Source organism: Labrys okinawensis, assembly GCF_047345005.1.
In the GTDB taxonomy this organism is placed as follows: Bacteria; Pseudomonadota; Alphaproteobacteria; order Rhizobiales; family Labraceae; genus Labrys; species Labrys okinawensis.
The window spans coordinates 4,562,966-4,580,874 of sequence record NZ_CP178864.1 but is presented as its reverse complement, the minus strand read 5'-3'; the positions used below and the strand labels follow the sequence as shown (position 1 = coordinate 4,580,874).

Sequence of the window (17,909 nt, the reverse complement as noted above, 5' to 3'; positions counted from 1 at the left end):
TTGAACCCAAGCAAGACTCTGCCTATAGATGCGCCGTCTGGCACAGCCGGGCCTGTAGCTCAATGGTTAGAGCCGGCCGCTCATAACGGTCTGGTTGGGGGTTCAAGTCCCTCCGGGCCCACCAGAAATTACCCTTGACCTGCAATTATTTAGATGACGCTGCGCTTTCGAAGGCATTGGCGAGCACGTTCTTCGGCAATGATTGCAGCAATGAAATGCGGTTTTGGGCTTGCTGGTCAGGCCAGCGACGGCTCCATGTCGCTCAGGTCCCTCGCGATGTCGCTGGCTGCGCCTGCGTAGACGGTGGAGGTTCCTCCACCGAAATTCAGCGTGGTGCCGAGATTGGCTCGCGGCAGCCGCCGTGTCTGCTCGCCGCCCCAGGGCTTGGCGAACAGGATTTCGGCATTGATACGGCCCAGTGCTCTTCTCGGGGCTGGTGAGATCGTGCAACAACCCGCCGAAGCGCAGTTCATTGATGAAGGCATCGGCTCCGAAAGAAGCCGCGGTCGCGTCCTGCGCATGCGCAGCAACGACCGTTAGAAGCAGAATAGAGGGAAATATTGAGTGGAATCATGCTAATAATGACGGGGAGAGTAATCAAATAAGATTTAGATAGAGTTTAGGAGCTGCCTTCTATCCGCTGTTACATTGCGGATGCCGCGAGCCGTTTGCCCCTAACTCCAGCCTAAGTGTCCATTCCTATTGTCAGGGTTGCGGGGGCTGGTTCTGGTAGGAGTTCGCCATGAAGGGGCAAGCCGCAAGAATTCACACTCGATTGCGTTGGGCTGCCGGTACCGCTGGAGCCGTATTGATGCTCGCGATGACAGCCGGCTTCGCCGCCGAAAAACCGGTGGCGCCGGAGCACAATCCGCCTGGCGACATTCCGGACAATCAGGTCTTCGTGACCTATCGATCTTCCGATGGCTATGAGCTCAAGGCACCAGAAGGGTGGGCCCGGCGCACGACGCCGCATCAGGTCCAGTTCGCCGATAAATATGACACCATAGCCATCAACATCGAGGATGCCACCACGGCGCCGACGCTGGATGTTGTGAAGGCGCAGATCGTTCCCAAGCTCCAGAAGGAGGGTAGGGCGGTCGAGATCAAGGGTGTAGGCACCGTCGCCCGGAAGAGCGGAACGGTCATTCGCATCCAATATAACTCCAATTCCGAACCCAACTCGGTTACGTCATCGCAACGTCGGCTTGAAAACGAACGTTTCTACTATTTTCACAACGGCAAGCTCGCGACGCTCGATCTCTCCGCTCCTCTTGGCGCCGACAATGCCGATCAATGGCAGCTGATCTCCGATTCCTTTCGCTGGAAATGACATCATGTCAGTGGTTGTCGAAGGGCGGAACCTGCACAAATTCTACCGGATTGGCGATGATGAGGTATTCGCTCTGCGCGATGTCAGCCTCGATCTCGGTCAGGGCGAGATCGTCGCGCTCATCGGCGCATCCGGGAGCGGAAAATCCACCCTGCTCGCCTGCATCGCCGGGCTGGAGGAGCCCGATGGCGGCTATGTCAAGGTGGCTGGTTCCCGCATCTCGCATCGCACCGAAGCGGCGCGCTCCCAATTGCGCCGCCGTCATGTCGGCATCTTGATGCAGTCTGGAACGCTCTTCGATCACCTCACGGTGTTCCAGAATATTCGACTGCAGCAGCATCTGGCTGGCACGGGCGAGGATGAGCAGGTCCATCAGCTGCTCGAAAAGCTGGGCCTGGCCCGGCAAGGCGACAAGCTGCCGATCCAGCTCTCGGGTGGGGAAGTCGCAAGAGGTGGCCTTGCCGTCGCGCTCGCGGGGGCGCACACCGTGCTCCTCTGTGACGAGCCGACCGCCGAGCTCGACTCCAAGACTGAAGCGGCCATCCTTTCGCTGATCCGCGAGCGCTGCGATGAGGGCACCGCGGCCCTGGTCGCGACCCACAGCGAGGCGGTCGCCCGCATGGCCAACCGCGCCATTCATCTCAAGGATGGGAGAGTGGTCGATGCCTGAGGGCTCCACGCCGCTCGTCGTTGCCCAGGATCTGCAGCGCTCTTTTGCCTTTGCGGGACAAAAGGTTGGTGCGCTCGTTTCTGCGTCCTTCAAGATCGCGCCAATGGATTGCATAGCCCTCGCCGGGCCGTCCGGTAGCGGCAAGTCTACACTTCTCGCCCTGATCGCAGGCCTCGATAGGCCGGATGCTGGAACGATCGCCTGGCCCGGGTTGCCCGCGCGCAACCGCCAGCCGGTCGGCCTCGCCAGCAGCGACATCGCTCTGGCCTTCCAAGCGCCGAGCCTGATACCGTCCCTGACAGTCATCGCCAACACGGCGTTGCCACATATTCTGAGAGGCGGTGCGGCCGGAGACGCGGAAGAGCGGGCCGCGGCGGCGTTGTCCCTGTTCCGGGTGCAGGATCTTGCTGGCAAGCTGCCCGAGGAGATCTCTGGCGGCCAGGCCCAGCGGGTCGTGCTCGCCCGCTGTATCGTCGGCCAGCCCGACCTGATCCTCGCGGACGAACCGACCAGCCAGCTCGACCATGCCAATGGCATGGCGGCGATCGAGGCGCTTCTTGGTTGGACCGCCGACAATAAATGTGCCGCGGTGATCGCCACACATGATGTCGAGGTGGCGCGACGGCTCAACTCAATTTGGACCATTGATCACGGTTTGCTCGACATCGCCAGTCCTCTAGGCCCCATGCCGCCGACGCTGTGCAGGGCAGGGCGGGAGCCGGCCCTGCACGGTGGCCATGGCGCGAGCGCGGTTGCATGAAGACCGCCCTCTCAGCCCTTCGAACCGTGACGGCAGGGGGATGGTGGCTCAGTGGCCTGGCGCGCACGCGTCCCTGGCGCATGGCCGGCACGGTCTGCGGTGTGGCAATCACCATTGCCCTGCTGGCCCTGCTGTTGGCTTTCCTCAGGAACAGCGAAGCGGCGATGACGGCCCGTTCCATTGCAGCCGTGCCGGTGGATTGGCAGATCGAGCTGGCGCCCGCCGTGCAGATGGAAACGGCGCAGGCCGCGCTTGGCGATGCTGTGAGCGTGAGGCGCCATGAGAATGTGGGCTATGCCTCCGTCGATGGCTTCGAAGCCAGCACCGCCGATACAGTGCAGACCACTGGAGCTGGGCAGGTCCTGGGCCTAAGCCAGACCTATGCGGAGACCTTTCCGGGACAGATAAGGCTTCTGCAGGGTGCATTGGGCGGCGCGCTCGTTACCCAGCAGATGGCGTCCAATCTTCACGTCGGGGTGGGCGACAAGGTCATCGTCCATCTCCCCGATACTTCCTCACAAACGGTAACTGTAGCCGGGGTGGTCGATCTGCCCAATGCGGATGCGATGTTCCAGGCCATTGGGTTGCCGGCAGCTGCCGCCCCGCAGGCGCCCCCGGACAATGTGCTCATCCTGCCACTCGATCTCTGGCAGGGCTATTTTGCAAAGCAGGCCGTGGATAGGCCACGAAGCGTGCGATGGCAGATCCACGCAACGCTTGATCATGCCGCCCTGCCGACGGATCCGCTCGCGGCTTATCGATCCGTGTCCGCCGCCGGGCACAATCTCGAGCTTCTCCTCGCGGGGCAGGGCCTGCTCGCCAACAATCTCGCCGCGCGCCTTGACGCAGCCCGGGCGGATTCCCTCTACGCGAGGGTGCTGTTCCTGTTCCTTGGCACGCCGGGCCTTGTCCTGGCGGGGCTGCTTACCGTCGCCACGGTGGCCTCGGGTGAACGGGCGCGGCAGCGCGACCAGACCCTGCTGAGGCAGCGCGGTATTTCGCAATCCACCATCCTGGCGCTCGCACTGGGGGAAGCTATGGTGATATGGCTGGCGGCAATGCCGCTCGCCGCCTGTCTCCTTGTTCTCATCGGCCCGATGGTGCTGGGCATGACCCTGGAGAGGGATGTGCTGGGGATGATGGCGCTGGGCGCCGTCGGTGGACTGGTGCTTGCTCTTGGCTCGATCCTGTTACCAGCCTGGCATCGGATGAGGCGGATGAGCGTTATCGCCGGGCGCATGAGTATCGGCCCCCGTGAGACGTCGCTCTGGCGGCGCATCCATCTCGACTTCATCCTGCTCGGACTTGCGGGGCTGGTCTATTGGCGCACTGCCGAGAGCGGCTACCAAATTGTCCTGGCGACGGAGGGCGTCGCGGAAACCTCGGTCGACTACTGGTCCTTCCTGGCGCCGTTGCTGCTGTGGATCGGTATTGGCCTCATCACGTTGCGCTGCGTCACCGCTTTGGTGCAACGGGGCCGTTGGCTGCTTGCCTACCTGGTCTTTCCGCTGGCTGGTGCGCTGTCCGAGATTGTTGCTGCCAGCTTTTCGCGCCAGCAAGGCCGCCTCGCCATCGGCGTGGGCCTCACGGCCTTGGCCTTTACCTTTGCAGTTTCGACCGCAATCTTCAACACGACCTATCAGGGGCAGGCGCTCGTGGATGCACAGCTTACGAATGGAGCTGATGTCACGGTGCAGGGGGAGGCCGGAAGGCCGGCAGGGGCGCAGATCGCAAAACTCGCCTCGCTGCCCGAGGTTGCCGCCGTTGAGCCGATGCAGCATCGCTACGCCTATGTCGGCACCGACCTCCAGGATCTCTATGGCATCGATCCCCGGCGTATCGGGCAGGCAACCTCGATATCCGACGCTTTTTTCGCCAGCCACGATGCCCGCGGCACGCTGGAAGCATTGGCGGGTGTGCAGGATGGCGTATTGGTCTCAGAAGAAACCGTTTCCGACTTCCAGCTCAGGCCGGGCGACCGCCTGAACCTTCGCGTCAAGCATGCGGGAACGCAGGCCTTCGTAAGCGTGCCATTCACCTTTGTCGGGGTCGTCAGGGAATTCCCGACCGCGCCGCGGGATTCCTTCCTGGTGGCCAATGCGGGTTATGTCGCGAGAATGACCGGCATGGAGGATGCCGAGATCCTGCTGGCCAGGGCCGCGACCTCACCGCAGAGCCTGCATCGGGCCATCTCGGCGGCGTTGGTTGGACGGCCCGATCTTCGCGTCAGCGATGTCGGGGAGGCCAGCCATCTTATCGGCTCCAGCCTGACGGCGGTGGATCTCTCGGGCCTCACCCGGCTGGAGCTCGGCTTTGCGGTGATTGCCATTGCCGCCGCAGCTGGATTGGTGCTCGCGCTGGGGCTGGCAGATCGCCGGCGCAGCTTTGCCATCCTTGCCCTGCTCGGCGCCAGCCCGCGCCAGATTGCCGCTTTCCTGTGGCTGGAGGGCGGGCTGGTTTTCACCCTTGGCGCTTTGATTGGTCTTGTTGCCGGTGGTCTCATCGCCTGGATGTTGGTGACTGTTCTGCAGGGTGCCTTCGATCCGCCGCCGGAAACTCTCGCCGTGCCCTGGAGCTATCTCGTCGTGACTGTCTGTACAGCCTTGCTCTCCAGCATCGTCGCCATCGAGGTGGCCCGCCGCGATGCCCAGACCTCTCCACTTGAAACAATCAGGGAAATGCGCTGACATGGAATTCGAAGCCCTGAACCGCTCGCTGTTCCTGGCGATGAATGCCGACGCTTCTTCGCTGCGGGCGACAATTGAGGCCGCCAGCCTGATTGCAGTCTTCGCCATTCTCGTCGTGCCGCTCCTGCTTTGCCGGGATTGGCTGCGAGGAGAAAGGGAGCAGCGGGAGACCGCGTTGCTTGCGCTCGCGACCATCCTTCTCGCGCTGGGGCTCAACCAGGTGATCGGCCTGTTCCTCTTCCTGCCAAGACCGTTCGCCATTCCCCTCGGCCACACCTTCCTGGCCAGCGCCACGGACACCTCCTTTCCGAGCGACCATGCCACGGTGCTCTTCGCGGCCGTTGCTTCCTATTGGGCCGGGCGGCGCTGGATCGCGGCATCCATGCTGTCGGTCGTCGCGCTTGCCGTCAGCTGGGCCCGCATATATCTCGGCGTACACATGCCGCTCGACATTGCGGGGGCCATGGTCACATCGTTGATCGCAGTGGGTATCGCGGAGGTTTCGATGCGATGGATGGGAGGCCCGCTGCTGTCATTCGGGGAGGCAGTCTATCGGCTGCTCTTCGGGCCCCTGATCAAGCTTGGCTGGATCAGGCCGTAACAATGATGTGCAGACTTCCTGTTACACCCGAACGGGTTCTTCACCCTGAACACACTCGATACTTGCTTCACCCCGCCACAGCACGCCTAATGCCAATCAGTATCCGGGTATATGGTTCATGTACAAGCGTCTCATAACGCTGGCCCTTGGAGTTGCGCTGGTCTCGTCGCTTCTGTTGACGAACGCTTCGGCGTGGGGCCAGGAAGCTTCGCCCTATTCGGTGCTGAATTTCTCTTCGCAGCCGGCGCCGCCGCCTGACTGGATCGTGACGCTCGGAGTCGGCGCGCAATATGGCCCAAGCTATGAGGGGGCCTCGAAGACTAATTTTTCGGTGCTGCCCTCCGATCTCGACATTCGCCGCGCCGACGAGCCGGAAGGCTTCAGCGCACCCGATGATGCCTTCACCTACAGTGTGTTCGACAGCAATGGCTTCTCCTTCGGTCCCGCCGCGGATTTTCGGGCCGGGCGGTCCCGCTCGGACGACCGCTCCCTCGCCGGTCTCCATTCGCTGCCCTTCACAATCGACGCCGGTGTTTTCGGGGAGTATTGGTTCATTGAGGATCGGCTGCGCGCGCATATCGAGATACGCCAGGCCCTGCACGGACAGCAGGGGATGGTGGCGGACCTTTCGGCCGACTGGGTTCAGCCCTATCAGGCCTTCACCTTCTCGCTTGGCCCCCGGCTGTCACTGGCCAATGGCACCTATATGCGCAATTCCTTCAGCATCTCAGAAGGGGAGGCCGCACAGAATGGTCAGGTCATGCCCTATCGCGCCACCAGCGGCATCAAGTCCGTCGGGGCGTTGGCGTCCGCTGCCTATCGCTTCAACCCTGCCTGGAAGGCGACGCTCTATTACAAATATGATCGCCTCGTAGGGGACGCCGCCGATAGTCCCATCGTCTCGCGGATTGGCTCGTCCAATCAGAGCACGGTCGGGTTGGACCTCAGCTATTCCTTTGGCGTCAAGTTCTGATCCGAGGGGATCAGAACGAATTGACGATCTGGCCGGAGCGCATCTGCCGGATCATCGTATAGGCGTGGTAATGCATCGCGCATTTGATGGCGTAGATCTGCATCACCACGGGCGAGCGACGGCGTTTGAGCATGGCCCACAGGCGCTGACGGTAGACACGCCGCAACTCGGGCTCGGGCACCCGGCGCATCAGGCGCATGAAGATGCCGAAGGCCTCGAACACCCACATTGCATTGAGCCTGACGAGTTGCAGGGGATGCTGGCGCAGATGGAGTAGGCGCGTGCGTTCGGGCTCAATCCGTTCGTCGAGATAGAGAGCATCGAGCCGATCAAAGAAAGCCTTGGGCTCATGGAGGTCCCCCATAACGGACAGGTAGCCGTCGCGCAGTTCTTCGCGGCTAAGCTGGAGCGGGATGACATTGGTGCCATAAGGCTGCTTGTCCGAGGGATCGAGCCGTCCCTCCTTGGCAAGACGTGCGTGGAGCGGCGTCTTGGGGATGGCGGAGAGCATGCCCACCATGGCGTTGACGATGCGCGCTTCCTTGATGAAGGCGCGCTGGGCATCGAAGATGGTGGCGTCGTCGCTATCGAAGCCCAGGATCATGCCGCACCAGACCTCGATTCCGGCGCGCTGGATCGTGTGCACCTTTTCCAGCATGCTCATGCCCTTGCGCACATTCTGCAGCTTCTTGGTTTCTCGTAGCGCCGCCTCGTTCGGCGTCTCGATGCCAATGAAGACGACACGGATATTGGCGTCCACCATCATCTGCATGAGCTCTCCGTCATCGGCGAGGTCGATCGAAGCCTCGGTGACGAAGGTCATCGGATAGTTGTGCCGTGCCTGCCAGGCGATGACGTCGCGCAGCACCTCCTTGATCGCCTTCTTGTTGCCGATCAGGTTGTCGTCGACGATGAAGGCGGTATCCATTCCGGTCGCCAGCAGCGCCTCCATCTCCGCCAGGACCTGACTGCTCGTCTTGATGCGCGGCTTGCGGCCGAACACCACGATGATGTCGCAGAACTCGCAGGTGAAGGGACAGCCTCGCGAGAACTGGATGCTGCCGACGGCGTAATCGTCCATCTTCAGGAGGTCGAAGCGCGGGATCGGAACCGTGGTCATGTCGGTCCTGTCGGCTTGTTCATAGCGGCTGGCGTGTCGTCCTTCCGCCCATTCGGCCAGGAAGCACGGCCAGGTCGCCTCGGCCTCGCCGATGAAGGCGACATCGACAAGATCACCGAAATAGTCCTCCTGCACGGTGATCCAGGGGCCGCCGACCACGACGAAGCAGCTGCGGTGTTTCAGCTCGGTGAGAATCTCCTTCATGCGGAAGCGCTGCACGATCATGCCGGTGACGCCGACAATGTCGGCCCTGGCGCACAGGTCGTAGTCGATCTCCTCGACATTCTCGTCGATCAGCGTGACGCGGTGTTCGCTAGGGGTGAGAGCCGCCAGTAGCGGCAGGCAGGCAACAGGGAGGTTGGCCTTGGCATCGAAGAGGGGTAGGGCATGTTCCAGCCCCCAATAGGAGGCTTCGAAGCGGGGATTGATCAGCACGATATGGGCCATGGAGCCATCGTTCCTTGTCGGGGTGAAAAGCGTCAGCTCAATTCCGTTTTTAGAAGCTCGAGATCCTTGAGAGTTAGGAGGCCTGTTTCAGCGCAGGCATGTCAGGCGCCCTGACGGCCGCGGTCGGCGCTTGTTCTGCGCGGCCGATATAGTCGCGGGTCATCGGCAGCGTGTCGTTGCGCCTGGCAAGCTGGATCTGAAAGACCACGAGATCCTCGCAGCGGAAGGCTACTTCGGCGGCAGCGAGGTAATACTCCCACATCCGGCAGAAGCGCTCGTCATACAGATCCCTGGCTTCGTTCCGCCGCGCCAGGAAGCGCTTGCGCCAGGATCGCAGGGTCAAGGCGTAATGCAGGCGCAGCACTTCGACATCGGTGACGAAGAGGCCGGCCCGCTCGATCTCGGGCAGGATTTCGGAAAGCGAGGGGATATAGCCGCCGGGGAAGATGTATTTATCGAGCCAGGGCGTGGTAAAGCCGGGTTCGGCCGAACAGCCGATTGTGTGCAGCAGCATGACGCCGTCGTCGGCCAGCAGCCGGTGGCAAGTCCGGAAGAAGGCGCCGTAGGAGCCGACGCCAACATGCTCGAACATGCCGACCGAGACGATGCGGTCGAAGCGGCCCCGAACGGCACGGTAGTCGGTAAGATCGAAGTGAACATGCCCCTCCGCCTCGCCCTTTGGCCGGGCGCGAGCGTAGGCAAGCTGCTCTTCGGAGAGCGTCACGCCGCGCACCTCGGCCGCACCGGCCTCGGCGATCGAGCAGGCGAGGCCGCCCCAACCCGAGCCGATGTCGAGCACCTTGTGCCGCGGTTCGATCCGAAGCTTGGCGATGATATGGCGTTTCTTGGCCGCCTGCGCTTCTTCCAAGCTCTGTCCTTCATGCTGGAAATAGGCGCAGGAATATTGCCGGTCGGCATCGAGGAACAGGCTGTAGAGCCGCCCGTCGAGATCGTAGTGATGGGCGACATTGCGTTTCGAGCGAGTTGGGAGGTTGCGCAGACGGAAGCGGCGCAGCGAGGCGCGCACGCGGTCGATCAGGCGGGCTGGCAGGGGATGCGAGCGGTTCTGGGCTTCGCGCAGCATCAGATGCAGGAAGTCATAGATGGAGCCCTGCTCGACCACGAAGCGTTCGTCCATATAGAGCTCGCCGAGCCGCATGTCCGGGTCGGTCAGCAGCGCGAGTACGGCGCGCTTGTCCGTCAGGCGTACAGTGACGGGCTCGCCCGTGCCGTCGCCGAAGCTCATCCGCAGGCCTGAGGGTGCGATGAGGGTAAGCGAGCCCCTATGGACGATGCGGCCGAAGGCACGGCGCAGGATGTGATGAAGGATCGGGGTCATGGAAGCCTCCCGTCCACGCCTCAGGGGCGCGGCGCAACCGCCTTTGAGACGGCGATGTCGTATTTCTTGAGACGGTGCCAAAGGCTGCGTTCGCTGATGCCGAGCAGCTCGGCCGCCCGCACCTGCACGCCCTCAGCTTGTTTGAGCGCGTCGACGATCAGCCGTCGTTCGAAATCGGCCGCAAGGTCGTCGAGCTGCAAGGGGAAGGTGCTGCCGTTCGCCACCGCCGGCTGCTCGACAATGTAGGGCGGCAGGTCGGCGGCGGTGATGATCGGGCTGCGTGCCGAGATCAGCGAACGTTCGACGCAGTTCTGCAATTCCCGGATATTGCCGGGCCAGCGATAGCTTGAGAGCACGCGCACCGCATCGGGGCTGAACTGCACGTCGCGCCTGCCGAGCGAGGGAGCGAGCTGGTCTGCGAAGAGCCTGAGGAACAGCGGGATGTCCTCTCCGCGCTCACGCAAGGCCGGCAACCGGATCGGGAAGACGGCGAGGCGATAATAGAGATCCTCCCGGAACTTGCCGTCGGCCACCATGTCCATCAGATCGCGGTTGGTTGCGGCTATGATGCGGACATCCGCCGTCCGGGTGCCGGTGCCGCCGACGGGCTCATATTGCCGCTCCTGCAGCACCCGCAATATCTTGACTTGCAGCTGCAGCGGCATGTCCCCGACCTCGTCGAGGAAGAGCGTGCCGCCCTCGGCCTGGGCGAAGCGTCCCACGCGATTGGCGACGGCGCCGGTGAAGCTGCCCTTTACATGCCCGAAGAACTCGCTTTCCAGGAGGGTCTCGGGGATCGCCGCGCAATTGACCGCGATGAAGGGCTTGCGGTGGCGTGGGCTGTTGAAGTGGATGGCGCGCGCCACCACCTCCTTGCCCGTGCCGCTCTCGCCGGTGACCAGTACCGTGGTGCGCTGTTCGCACACCTCGCTGATCGCTCGGATCACCTTCTGGAAGGAAGGGGAATTGCCCACCAGCGTGTCGAATTTATAGCGGCCCGCCAGCTCCTGGCGGAGCCGTTCGTTGTCGCGCAGGGCTTCATGCAGCCGCAGGGCATTGGCGAGCGTGGTCGCCAGTTCCTCCTGCTCGATCGGCTTGGCGATATAGTCGAAGGCACCGTCCTTGATCGCCTGAACGGCATCGCGCACCGTGCTGAAGGCGGTCATGATCACCACGGGCATGGTGGGGTAGCGCCGGCGGATCTCTGCCAGCAATTCCTGGCCGTTCATGCCGGGCATACGTAGGTCGGTTAGCACGAGATCGATCTGCTCGCCCTCTAGAAGCTCGATCGCGGCCGGGCCGCTGCTGGCGGACAGGGCGGTGTAACCTAGGGCCTCCAGCAGGCCCGAGAGCACGTCGAGCAGCCGAATTTCGTCGTCAACGATCAGGATCGACTGGGACATTGCCCGCCCTCCGCTGCGACCGGGGTATGACGAACTCGAAGATGGCTCCGCCAAGCGGATTGTTGCGAGCCTCGATCCAGCCTCCATGACCTTCAGCCACCGCGAAGACCCTGGCGAGGCCGAGCCCCGTGCCGCTGTCCTTGGTGGTGACGAATGGATCGAAGATGCGGTCGATCAGATGAGGTGCGATGCCCGGACCATTGTCGGCGAATACGAAATGCACATCGTCGCCTGAGCTGGCGATCAGGATGTCGAGCTGGGGACGCAATTGAGCCTGCGGCGGGCCGCCAACCAGTTCCGGCGCCGTCTCCATCGCCTGCAAGGCGTTGAGCACGAGATTGAGGAAGGTCTGGATCATCTGATCGCGATCGACATGCACCAGAATTCCTGGTGCCCTGTCCTCGACGCGCACGGCAACATTCTGGCGCTCGATCTCGCTCTGGCAACTGCCGAGCACGCGCTCGACAAGGGCGGCCGGCGGCAGGTCGACCATGCGCTGCGGCGGTTTGGCGAAAGCGAGGAAGTCGCGGATGAGGTGGTCGATCCGGCGCACCTCGTCCACCACATATCCCAGGCGACGAAGTTGCACGTCGGTGAGGTTGGGGCTGTCCTGCAACAGCTCGGCCGAAGTCTTGATGATGCCTAACGGGTTGCGCACCTCATGCGCCAGGCCGGCGGCTACCTCACCCAGCGTGATAAGGCGCTCGCGCCGGCGCAGCTTCGCCTCCATCTTGCGCAACCCCTCAAGCTGGTACGCCATGGAGTTGAAGGCCATGGCAAGGTGGCCGAGCTCGTCCTGGCCGTGCACCGGGACGCGCTGGGTGAAGTCGCCCTTGGCGATGGCATTGACGCCCTGCGACAGGCGGATCACCGGCTGTGTCAGCAGGCGCGACATGATGAGGCCGGCAACGACCGAGAGCAGCATGCCGCAGGCAAAGATACCGATGAACAGATTCCCACGGGTTATCCAATCGGCGAGATTGGATTGTGGGCTGAGGCCGCAATAGACGACGCCTATCAGGTGGTCACCATCCTGGATCGGGGCCATGATGGCAACGGAGGGATTGTCGCCATCCGGCCGCGCCTTGACAAAGCCGCTGGCGCTGCCCTGTTCTAGACGGGCCAGTGCCGCATCGGGCAGAGGCGCGGCGCTGCCGGGTTGCGAGGTGTAGAGCTCCTTGAACTTGCCGTTGACCTTGTAGAAGAGCTGAATGGTCAACGACGACAGCACGCCCATATTGTTGACGAAGCTCTGGTCGACGAAGTTGCCGATCAGGATGCGGAAGCGATGGCCGTCGAACGTCGTCTCGGTGCTTCCCGCCGCCATCAACACGGATTGCCCGGCATTGTCATAGAGATAAAGGGTCTGACCCTGGTCGAACGGCACCCGAGTGATGTTGCTTCCTCCCCGCGACGAGAAAACGACCTTGTCATTCTCGTCAGTGATCATGAAGAGGTCGTAGCCGAGCGCGCCGATCACATGCGAAACGGGCGCGGGGAGCTCACGCGTTTGTCCGGAGAGGAGGCCGTTGAGACTGCCCGTTTCCACCATGGCCTTGGCGACGCCGGCCGTTTCTCGCCGCTCGTCCAGGATGTTGGCCACGAAGAAGCGCGAGGTCTGGAACAGCCATCCACGAACATTGTTCTCGAACGCCGTCGCCACGAGCTGTGTCGCAAGATGGCTGGCGGCCAGCATCGGCACGACGCTGATCAGCACGAAAACCGCGACCAGCTTCCAGCGGATCGACCGCGCCCAAAATCCTCCCAGACGCTCAAGAAGGGTCACGGATCGTCCCCTCCCATGATCACAAGCCCCGCGATGATGAGGCCGATTCCGCTGAGCCGCCAGAGCGAAAGCATTTCATGGAACAGGTAATAGGACGCGACCGCAACCGAGAGCATAACCACGGCGGTCAGCGGAAAGCCGAAGCTCAAGGGAATGCGGTCGAGGATCACCATCCATGCGGCAAAGCCGCCGACATAGCCGGCAACGCCGGCCCAGACCCAGGGGGTATGCGAAGCCTCCAGAAACCACGATGGGCCGAACGGCGTGTTTGCGAGAGCTTGGCCGCCCGCCTTCAGACCGACCTGCGCCAGGGTCTCGAACCCGAGCAGCAGTACCCAGGCTATGATAATGGCCTGGGTCCCCGGGCGTCCCGTCGCCACGCCGTCGGTCATGGCGTCCCTCTCACCAGTTCCGCGATCGCCGGGTCGAAGCGATCGAGCCTTACAATCCGCGCCACCAGTTGGAGCATGGCATTGATCGCGACATTCCTATGGCGGAAATACTGCCAATTGGGCAGGAGGCGGCAACCCAGGCGTAATTTTGGGCCGTAGAAGGCCTGGCCGCTCTGATAGCGTGGGATGCCGCGCTCGATGCAGTAGCGGACATTATGGAGCCAGCTGTTGAAATAGAGGCTGTACCGCGGAACGGCCGGGTAGTGCATGCCGATATATTTGTCGATCAGGCGGCCCTCTGTCTCGATCACGAAATTGAAGGCAACAAGCTGGTCTTCGGCCCAGTAGAGAAAGATGCTCGCCCGCGGGGCGAGGGAACGCAACAATTCTGGAAAATAGCTGGGCGGCAGGTGTTCGAACTGCAGTTCGCTATGAGCGACGGTTTCCTGATAGAGGGCAGCGACCTCTTGCACCACATCGTCGATCGCCCAGCGACGCTCGACACGAACCTCCTTGAAATCCTTCATCTTGCGCCGCATGTCCTTGCGCGTGGCGCGGCTCAGGCTGGCGAGGTAGTCTTCAAAGCTGCGATAGGGCAGGTCGAGAATGGCGGTCGGCAGGCCGGGCAGGCGTGTGAACCCTCCGCGCTGCATCGGATCGGTCCAGAGCGCGTCGTCGAAGGAAGGCGCATCCTTGATGCCCAGCAGGCTGTAGCGGCTCCGCGCGCCGAATTGCTGCAGCGCCTCAACCATGCGCGCGAGCAGATCCGGCTTGAGCGCAGCATTGATTTCCGGTGCAAAGCCAAGATGGCATATCTCCGCAACCGGGGAACCCAGGGCGAGCAGGCGTAGGGAGAGGAGGGAAGGCAGCCTATCGTGGAGCCAGTTCGTTATCCGCTTCATGGACCCTTGTACGGTGGTATCCAGGCGGTAATCGGTGCCAAAGGCGGGAGCCACCGCGATAGGGCGGCCATCCGCGAGGATCGCGGCGTAGTACCAGTCGAAGCCTGGGGGCCCCGCCAGTTCGCAAGCCCGGTAGAAGGCCCAGTTCTCGGGGTCGCCAGGAAAGCAGCGATCCCAGTCGGCAGCAGAAAAAGCGGTGATGGAGGTCTCGACGGTGGCTTGAAGTGTCATGACGCCACGCGTTCGGATTGAGGAAGGGTGCGCAGGGCTGATGGTCTCAAACGCTCCATCCGGTGCAGGAACGCGATGGTGTGGTCGGTGACCAGCTCGCGCTCGCGGTCGAGCGTGATCAGATGATAGCTGTCCTCGAGCAGGATCTTCTCGATCGGCCCGCCGATGTTCGCCGCAATGTAAGAGGCATTCCTGATGCTAGTGACGTCGTCCTCGCGGGCGTGGAGCACCAGGGCAGGGGTCCTGATGCCGGGCAGACGGCGCTTGAGGTCGCGGATCAGGCGGAGCAATTGGCCAAGGCTTCGTCCGGGCATGTGGAGAAGGCCGGCTTCCTCGCTCCGGCCTGATTCCATGGCGGACAGGATACGGGCACGCAGTCGGTCGTCCTTGACGCCATAGGGGTAGTTCTCGCGAAAGCGCAGGAAGCGGCCGAAACCGAGCAGGATCGCCAGATGGATCATGACGCTGACGCGGGGAATGCTCCAGCCGTCATAGAACAGCGTGGGGGAATAAAGGATGCATCCGTTGACTTGTTGCGGCCGGTGCGCGGCGACCAGTAATGCGAGGAGGGCTCCCATGGAAAGGCCGCCGACGAAGACGGTTTCATGCCGCACGCGGATACGGTCAAAGGCTGCGAGTACGCTGTCCAGCCAATCCTGCCAGCCCGTCGCGAGAAGATCGGCTTCGCTACCGCAGTGGCCTGCCAGTTGCACGCCGTAGACCGAAAAGCCGGCTCGGGCCAGTCCCTTCGAGACGAATTTCAACTCGGCAGGCGTGCCCGTCAGCCCATGAATCATAAGCACGGCTGCGGGGCCGCCCGGATAGTGGAAGCCGTGATCCGGCTGCAATCCGGCGAGGTGGAGGTCCGGTCTGGCTGAATTGCGAAATTTCACAGAGAGCTTCCCACGACGGCGGCGCCCAGCGCAATCAGGATCGTCCCGATCCAGCGTCGGCGCGAAATGGATTCACGGAGAATGAAGCGGCTGGCGAGGGCGATGCCGCAATAGGACAGCCCTGCCAGCGGGAAGGCAACGCTCAGCGGCAGGCGGGAAAGAACGAACAGCCACGCCGCGATCTCTACGGCGTAGGTCGCCAGCCCGAGCCAGATCAGGGGAGAGCCGATGACCCTCAGCCAGATCGGTCGGGCCTGGATCGAAATGGAGGGATCGTCGAGACCAACCTTGAAACAAAGCTGACCGATGACGTCACAGCAGATGGTACCGGCAAGGACCAGGATGGCCAACATCGTCATAGGGCCTCCTCGAAAGCGGCGATCAACCGCTCGTTGGTCCGGGCATTGACGGCAAGATCGGGCAGGTCGAACGCACGCGGCTGGTCGAGCCGAGCCTCCAGGTATTTCAAAGGATTGCGATGGCGAATGGGCGCATATTCGCCGCAGATGTCAGCCCCGACGACCATGAAGCGGGCGGCAATCCGCAGGACCGCTTCAACCAGATTGTCGAGCGGCAGCCCGCCCTGATCCCAATTGGTCACGGCGTAGGCGGGGGACAGCACGTCCTTGTCGATGGTGATCCAGACCTTTTCGGTTGTGATATTTTGGACCAATTCATCCAGAAACACTCTCCAGTCATCCCCAGCGAGATTGCGCCAATGCAGCGCGCCATCCGCGACGCGATGGCCGGGCCCGTCGGCGATTCCGGATCTCTCGACGGCGGAGGGCGCATGCCACCAGGGATAAAGCTCAAGTCGTCCCGTCGACAGGGCATCCATATCCGCGCCCTTCCGGTCGGGACGGACTAGATCCTCGCTGCACGGGCCTATGGTGATGAGACGCTCAACGTGGTGCATGGCTAGCACCGCGTGGGTCCAGGAGCCGCAATGCCGGCGCGGCATGGTCCAGCACCAGTCGGGATGGTTGTCGAAATGCAGGACGGTTAGAGGTCCGTCGGCCGCGGCGATGAAGCTTGCGGTGAGATGATGGAAATCACCAGAGCCGACCAGAGTCAGCACCGGTTGTCGGCCGCGAGGCAGGCTGCACCAGAAGCGATCGAAGGCGGCGAAGTGATGACCGAGCGACCACAGGCGCAGGGCGGGACCTTGCGGGCGCAGGTCGTGCAGCTCGATGTTGCCGCCTGTCAGCCGCCGTACGATCGGCGGCTGGTCGCGCAGGCTGCCATCAAGGTCGAGAACGCGGATCCGCATCACGGCGCCACCCCCAAGCGCTCGCATGCCGCGGTGACGGTCGCGGGTTCGTATTCAAGGCCCATCGAAAGGAAATTCGTGAGCTGGGCGAAGTGCTCGAATGGCACATGCTCGATGCCCTGAAGCCGGCAGTAGGCCAGGAGCTTATCCTTGGCGAACACGATGTCGGCAGTCTCGGCGACACAGAAATCCGACCGTCCGTCACCGATGAGGACGAGCTGCTCTTCTTCTTCCGTGGAACGTGCTGCCCGGCATTTGCAGGTGCCGGCGGCAGACCGGCAGCCGGCCACGGCGTGCGGACTCGCCATGGCGTATCGTTCATCATCCAGGAACATCAACCGGTTGGCGATCACTGGCAAGTCGCCAATTCCATGCCGGGTGAGAATGCGCTGGATCGCATAGTCCAGACCATCACTGACGATGACCAGAGGAATTCCCAGCTGCCGGCACCTTGCGGCGAAGCCGAGGAAACCGACGTCGATCCGGACCGTATCGAGCATCGCATTCAATGCTTGGCGGTCGCAACGCATTAGGGCGACCTGCCGCTCCATGCAGGTGGCGGAGCCAATCGCGCCCGCCTGCCATTGCGCCTCGATATCCTGCCAGCCGGGCTCTGCGAATGCTTCCAGGAGCATATCCGTCACATCGCCATGTGTAACGGTTCCATCGAAGTCGCAAAGAATGCGGTAGGTCATCGCGCTGTCCGGCACTTAGGATACGCCCGTGGCGCATAGGTTCGGACAAGCTTTCGCAAGATGCGTGCCACGCCTTTTCCAGGCCCGACATCTCCGGAATCCAGAGCAGGCTGGGGAAAAATGTATCACGGCTTGCCCGCAAGAACCCCCGTTGAAACAAGGACCTAGGCAGGCGAAGCGTTGGTTTGCCAACGCAAGCCTGCCTAGACTTTTCCGGCGGCCAGCGTGACATTCCTCCAAATTGCGAGCATCAAATTTTGTAGCTTCCACCGGGAAATGTTGGGTACGCCTAGGCCTTTTTCTCCCGCGGGGGAGGGTGAAATGTACCTAAGTCATTGAGATATCGCGTTCCCGCCGAATTGGCATGCTGCTTGCGCTTCGGGTTGCAGGAAATGCCACGTCGTCTCCTT

The 17,909-nt window shown here is 62.5% G+C and carries 17 protein-coding genes and 1 tRNA gene; 7 read left to right on the top strand and 11 right to left on the bottom strand.

The window, feature by feature from the left end:
* Positions 1-48 precede the first annotated feature (48 nt).
* A tRNA-Ile gene (locus ACMDCR_RS21450) sits at positions 49-124 on the top strand.
* A gap of 112 nt (positions 125-236) precedes the next feature.
* Here the strand turns inward: ACMDCR_RS21450 and ACMDCR_RS21445 are convergent.
* Positions 237-473: a hypothetical protein gene (locus tag ACMDCR_RS21445; RefSeq protein ID WP_413988564.1), complete on the bottom strand. Its 237-nt coding sequence runs from the start codon at positions 471-473 to the stop codon at positions 237-239.
* Between the two features lie 338 nt (positions 474-811).
* Between ACMDCR_RS21445 and ACMDCR_RS21440 the strand changes: the two genes are divergently transcribed.
* From ACMDCR_RS21440 to ACMDCR_RS21415, 6 genes are all read left to right on the top strand, one after another.
* Complete coding sequence (locus ACMDCR_RS21440; protein ID WP_413988563.1) at positions 812-1,330, top strand: hypothetical protein; 519 nt, start codon at positions 812-814, stop codon at positions 1,328-1,330.
* 4 nt (positions 1,331-1,334) lie between these two features.
* Positions 1,335-2,000: an ABC transporter ATP-binding protein gene (locus ACMDCR_RS21435; protein WP_413988562.1), complete on the top strand. Its 666-nt coding sequence runs from the start codon at positions 1,335-1,337 to the stop codon at positions 1,998-2,000.
* Entirely contained in the window at positions 1,993-2,760 is a 768-nt protein-coding gene (locus tag ACMDCR_RS21430; protein WP_413988561.1) for an ABC transporter ATP-binding protein, read from the top strand. The genes ACMDCR_RS21435 and ACMDCR_RS21430 overlap by 8 nt, the downstream gene beginning before the upstream one ends.
* On the top strand, positions 2,757-5,447 hold the full coding sequence (locus tag ACMDCR_RS21425) for an ABC transporter permease (protein WP_413988560.1): 2,691 nt from the start codon (positions 2,757-2,759) through the stop codon (positions 5,445-5,447). The genes ACMDCR_RS21430 and ACMDCR_RS21425 overlap by 4 nt, the downstream gene beginning before the upstream one ends.
* Position 5,448: 1 nt before the next feature.
* Positions 5,449-6,048 (top strand): phosphatase PAP2 family protein, encoded by a 600-nt coding sequence (locus tag ACMDCR_RS21420; RefSeq protein WP_413988559.1) that lies wholly within the window; start codon positions 5,449-5,451, stop codon positions 6,046-6,048.
* Between the two features lie 118 nt (positions 6,049-6,166).
* Positions 6,167-7,021 carry a MipA/OmpV family protein gene (locus ACMDCR_RS21415; protein ID WP_413988558.1) on the top strand — a complete coding sequence of 285 codons (855 nt, stop codon included), beginning with the start codon at positions 6,167-6,169 and terminating at the stop codon, positions 7,019-7,021.
* Between the two features lie 10 nt (positions 7,022-7,031).
* Here ACMDCR_RS21415 and ACMDCR_RS21410 read toward each other — a convergent pair whose 3' ends face one another.
* The 10 genes from ACMDCR_RS21410 to ACMDCR_RS21365 all read right to left on the bottom strand — a co-directional run bounded on the left by ACMDCR_RS21410 (position 7,032) and on the right by ACMDCR_RS21365 (position 17,499).
* A complete protein-coding gene (locus ACMDCR_RS21410) occupies positions 7,032-8,588 on the bottom strand; it encodes a DUF4070 domain-containing protein (RefSeq protein ID WP_413988557.1) in 1,557 nt (518 codons plus the stop codon).
* A gap of 73 nt (positions 8,589-8,661) precedes the next feature.
* Positions 8,662-9,927, bottom strand: a complete 1,266-nt coding sequence (locus ACMDCR_RS21405; RefSeq protein WP_413988556.1) for a class I SAM-dependent methyltransferase — start codon at positions 9,925-9,927, stop codon at positions 8,662-8,664.
* 20 nt (positions 9,928-9,947) lie between these two features.
* On the bottom strand, positions 9,948-11,330 hold the full coding sequence (locus ACMDCR_RS21400; RefSeq protein ID WP_413988555.1) for a sigma-54-dependent transcriptional regulator: 1,383 nt from the start codon (positions 11,328-11,330) through the stop codon (positions 9,948-9,950).
* The gene (locus ACMDCR_RS21395) at positions 11,305-13,116 is read right to left on the bottom strand and encodes a sensor histidine kinase (protein ID WP_413988554.1); all 1,812 of its coding nucleotides are present in this window, start codon (positions 13,114-13,116) and stop codon (positions 11,305-11,307) included. The genes ACMDCR_RS21400 and ACMDCR_RS21395 overlap by 26 nt, the downstream gene beginning before the upstream one ends.
* The gene (locus ACMDCR_RS21390) at positions 13,113-13,508 is read right to left on the bottom strand and encodes an EamA family transporter (RefSeq protein ID WP_413988553.1); all 396 of its coding nucleotides are present in this window, start codon (positions 13,506-13,508) and stop codon (positions 13,113-13,115) included. The genes ACMDCR_RS21395 and ACMDCR_RS21390 overlap by 4 nt, the downstream gene beginning before the upstream one ends.
* Positions 13,505-14,641 carry a GNAT family N-acetyltransferase gene (locus ACMDCR_RS21385; RefSeq protein WP_413988552.1) on the bottom strand — a complete coding sequence of 379 codons (1,137 nt, stop codon included), beginning with the start codon at positions 14,639-14,641 and terminating at the stop codon, positions 13,505-13,507. The genes ACMDCR_RS21390 and ACMDCR_RS21385 overlap by 4 nt, the downstream gene beginning before the upstream one ends.
* Positions 14,638-15,534: an alpha/beta hydrolase gene (locus tag ACMDCR_RS21380; protein WP_413988551.1), complete on the bottom strand. Its 897-nt coding sequence runs from the start codon at positions 15,532-15,534 to the stop codon at positions 14,638-14,640. Before ACMDCR_RS21380 ends, ACMDCR_RS21385 begins: the two co-directional genes overlap by 4 nt.
* On the bottom strand, positions 15,531-15,893 hold the full coding sequence (locus ACMDCR_RS21375) for an EamA family transporter (RefSeq protein WP_413988550.1): 363 nt from the start codon (positions 15,891-15,893) through the stop codon (positions 15,531-15,533). The genes ACMDCR_RS21380 and ACMDCR_RS21375 overlap by 4 nt, the downstream gene beginning before the upstream one ends.
* Positions 15,890-16,804, bottom strand: a complete 915-nt coding sequence (locus ACMDCR_RS21370; RefSeq protein WP_413988549.1) for an arginase family protein — start codon at positions 16,802-16,804, stop codon at positions 15,890-15,892. Before ACMDCR_RS21370 ends, ACMDCR_RS21375 begins: the two co-directional genes overlap by 4 nt.
* Entirely contained in the window at positions 16,804-17,499 is a 696-nt protein-coding gene (locus tag ACMDCR_RS21365; protein WP_413988548.1) for an MtnX-like HAD-IB family phosphatase, read from the bottom strand. Before ACMDCR_RS21365 ends, ACMDCR_RS21370 begins: the two co-directional genes overlap by 1 nt.
* Between the last annotated feature and the right edge of the window lie 410 nt (positions 17,500-17,909).

What these genes read in the sequence shown, in the direction of transcription:
- ACMDCR_RS21375 (WP_413988550.1), bottom strand. Translation starts at nt 15,893, where the DNA reads ATGACGATGTTGGCCATCCTGGTCCTTGCCGGTACCATCTGCTGTGAC.
- ACMDCR_RS21390 (WP_413988553.1), bottom strand. Translation starts at nt 13,508, where the DNA reads ATGACCGACGGCGTGGCGACGGGACGCCCGGGGACCCAGGCCATTATC.
- ACMDCR_RS21420 (WP_413988559.1), top strand. Translation starts at nt 5,449, where the DNA reads ATGGAATTCGAAGCCCTGAACCGCTCGCTGTTCCTGGCGATGAATGCC.
- ACMDCR_RS21385 (WP_413988552.1), bottom strand. Translation starts at nt 14,641, where the DNA reads ATGACACTTCAAGCCACCGTCGAGACCTCCATCACCGCTTTTTCTGCT.
- ACMDCR_RS21440 (WP_413988563.1), top strand. Translation starts at nt 812, where the DNA reads ATGCTCGCGATGACAGCCGGCTTCGCCGCCGAAAAACCGGTGGCGCCG.
- ACMDCR_RS21430 (WP_413988561.1), top strand. Translation starts at nt 1,993, where the DNA reads ATGCCTGAGGGCTCCACGCCGCTCGTCGTTGCCCAGGATCTGCAGCGC.
- ACMDCR_RS21400 (WP_413988555.1), bottom strand. Translation starts at nt 11,330, where the DNA reads ATGTCCCAGTCGATCCTGATCGTTGACGACGAAATTCGGCTGCTCGAC.
- ACMDCR_RS21425 (WP_413988560.1), top strand. Translation starts at nt 2,757, where the DNA reads ATGAAGACCGCCCTCTCAGCCCTTCGAACCGTGACGGCAGGGGGATGG.
- ACMDCR_RS21365 (WP_413988548.1), bottom strand. Translation starts at nt 17,499, where the DNA reads ATGACCTACCGCATTCTTTGCGACTTCGATGGAACCGTTACACATGGC.
- ACMDCR_RS21445 (WP_413988564.1), bottom strand. Translation starts at nt 473, where the DNA reads ATGAACTGCGCTTCGGCGGGTTGTTGCACGATCTCACCAGCCCCGAGA.
- ACMDCR_RS21405 (WP_413988556.1), bottom strand. Translation starts at nt 9,927, where the DNA reads ATGACCCCGATCCTTCATCACATCCTGCGCCGTGCCTTCGGCCGCATC.
- ACMDCR_RS21415 (WP_413988558.1), top strand. Translation starts at nt 6,167, where the DNA reads ATGTACAAGCGTCTCATAACGCTGGCCCTTGGAGTTGCGCTGGTCTCG.
- ACMDCR_RS21410 (WP_413988557.1), bottom strand. Translation starts at nt 8,588, where the DNA reads ATGGCCCATATCGTGCTGATCAATCCCCGCTTCGAAGCCTCCTATTGG.
- ACMDCR_RS21435 (WP_413988562.1), top strand. Translation starts at nt 1,335, where the DNA reads ATGTCAGTGGTTGTCGAAGGGCGGAACCTGCACAAATTCTACCGGATT.
- ACMDCR_RS21370 (WP_413988549.1), bottom strand. Translation starts at nt 16,804, where the DNA reads ATGCGGATCCGCGTTCTCGACCTTGATGGCAGCCTGCGCGACCAGCCG.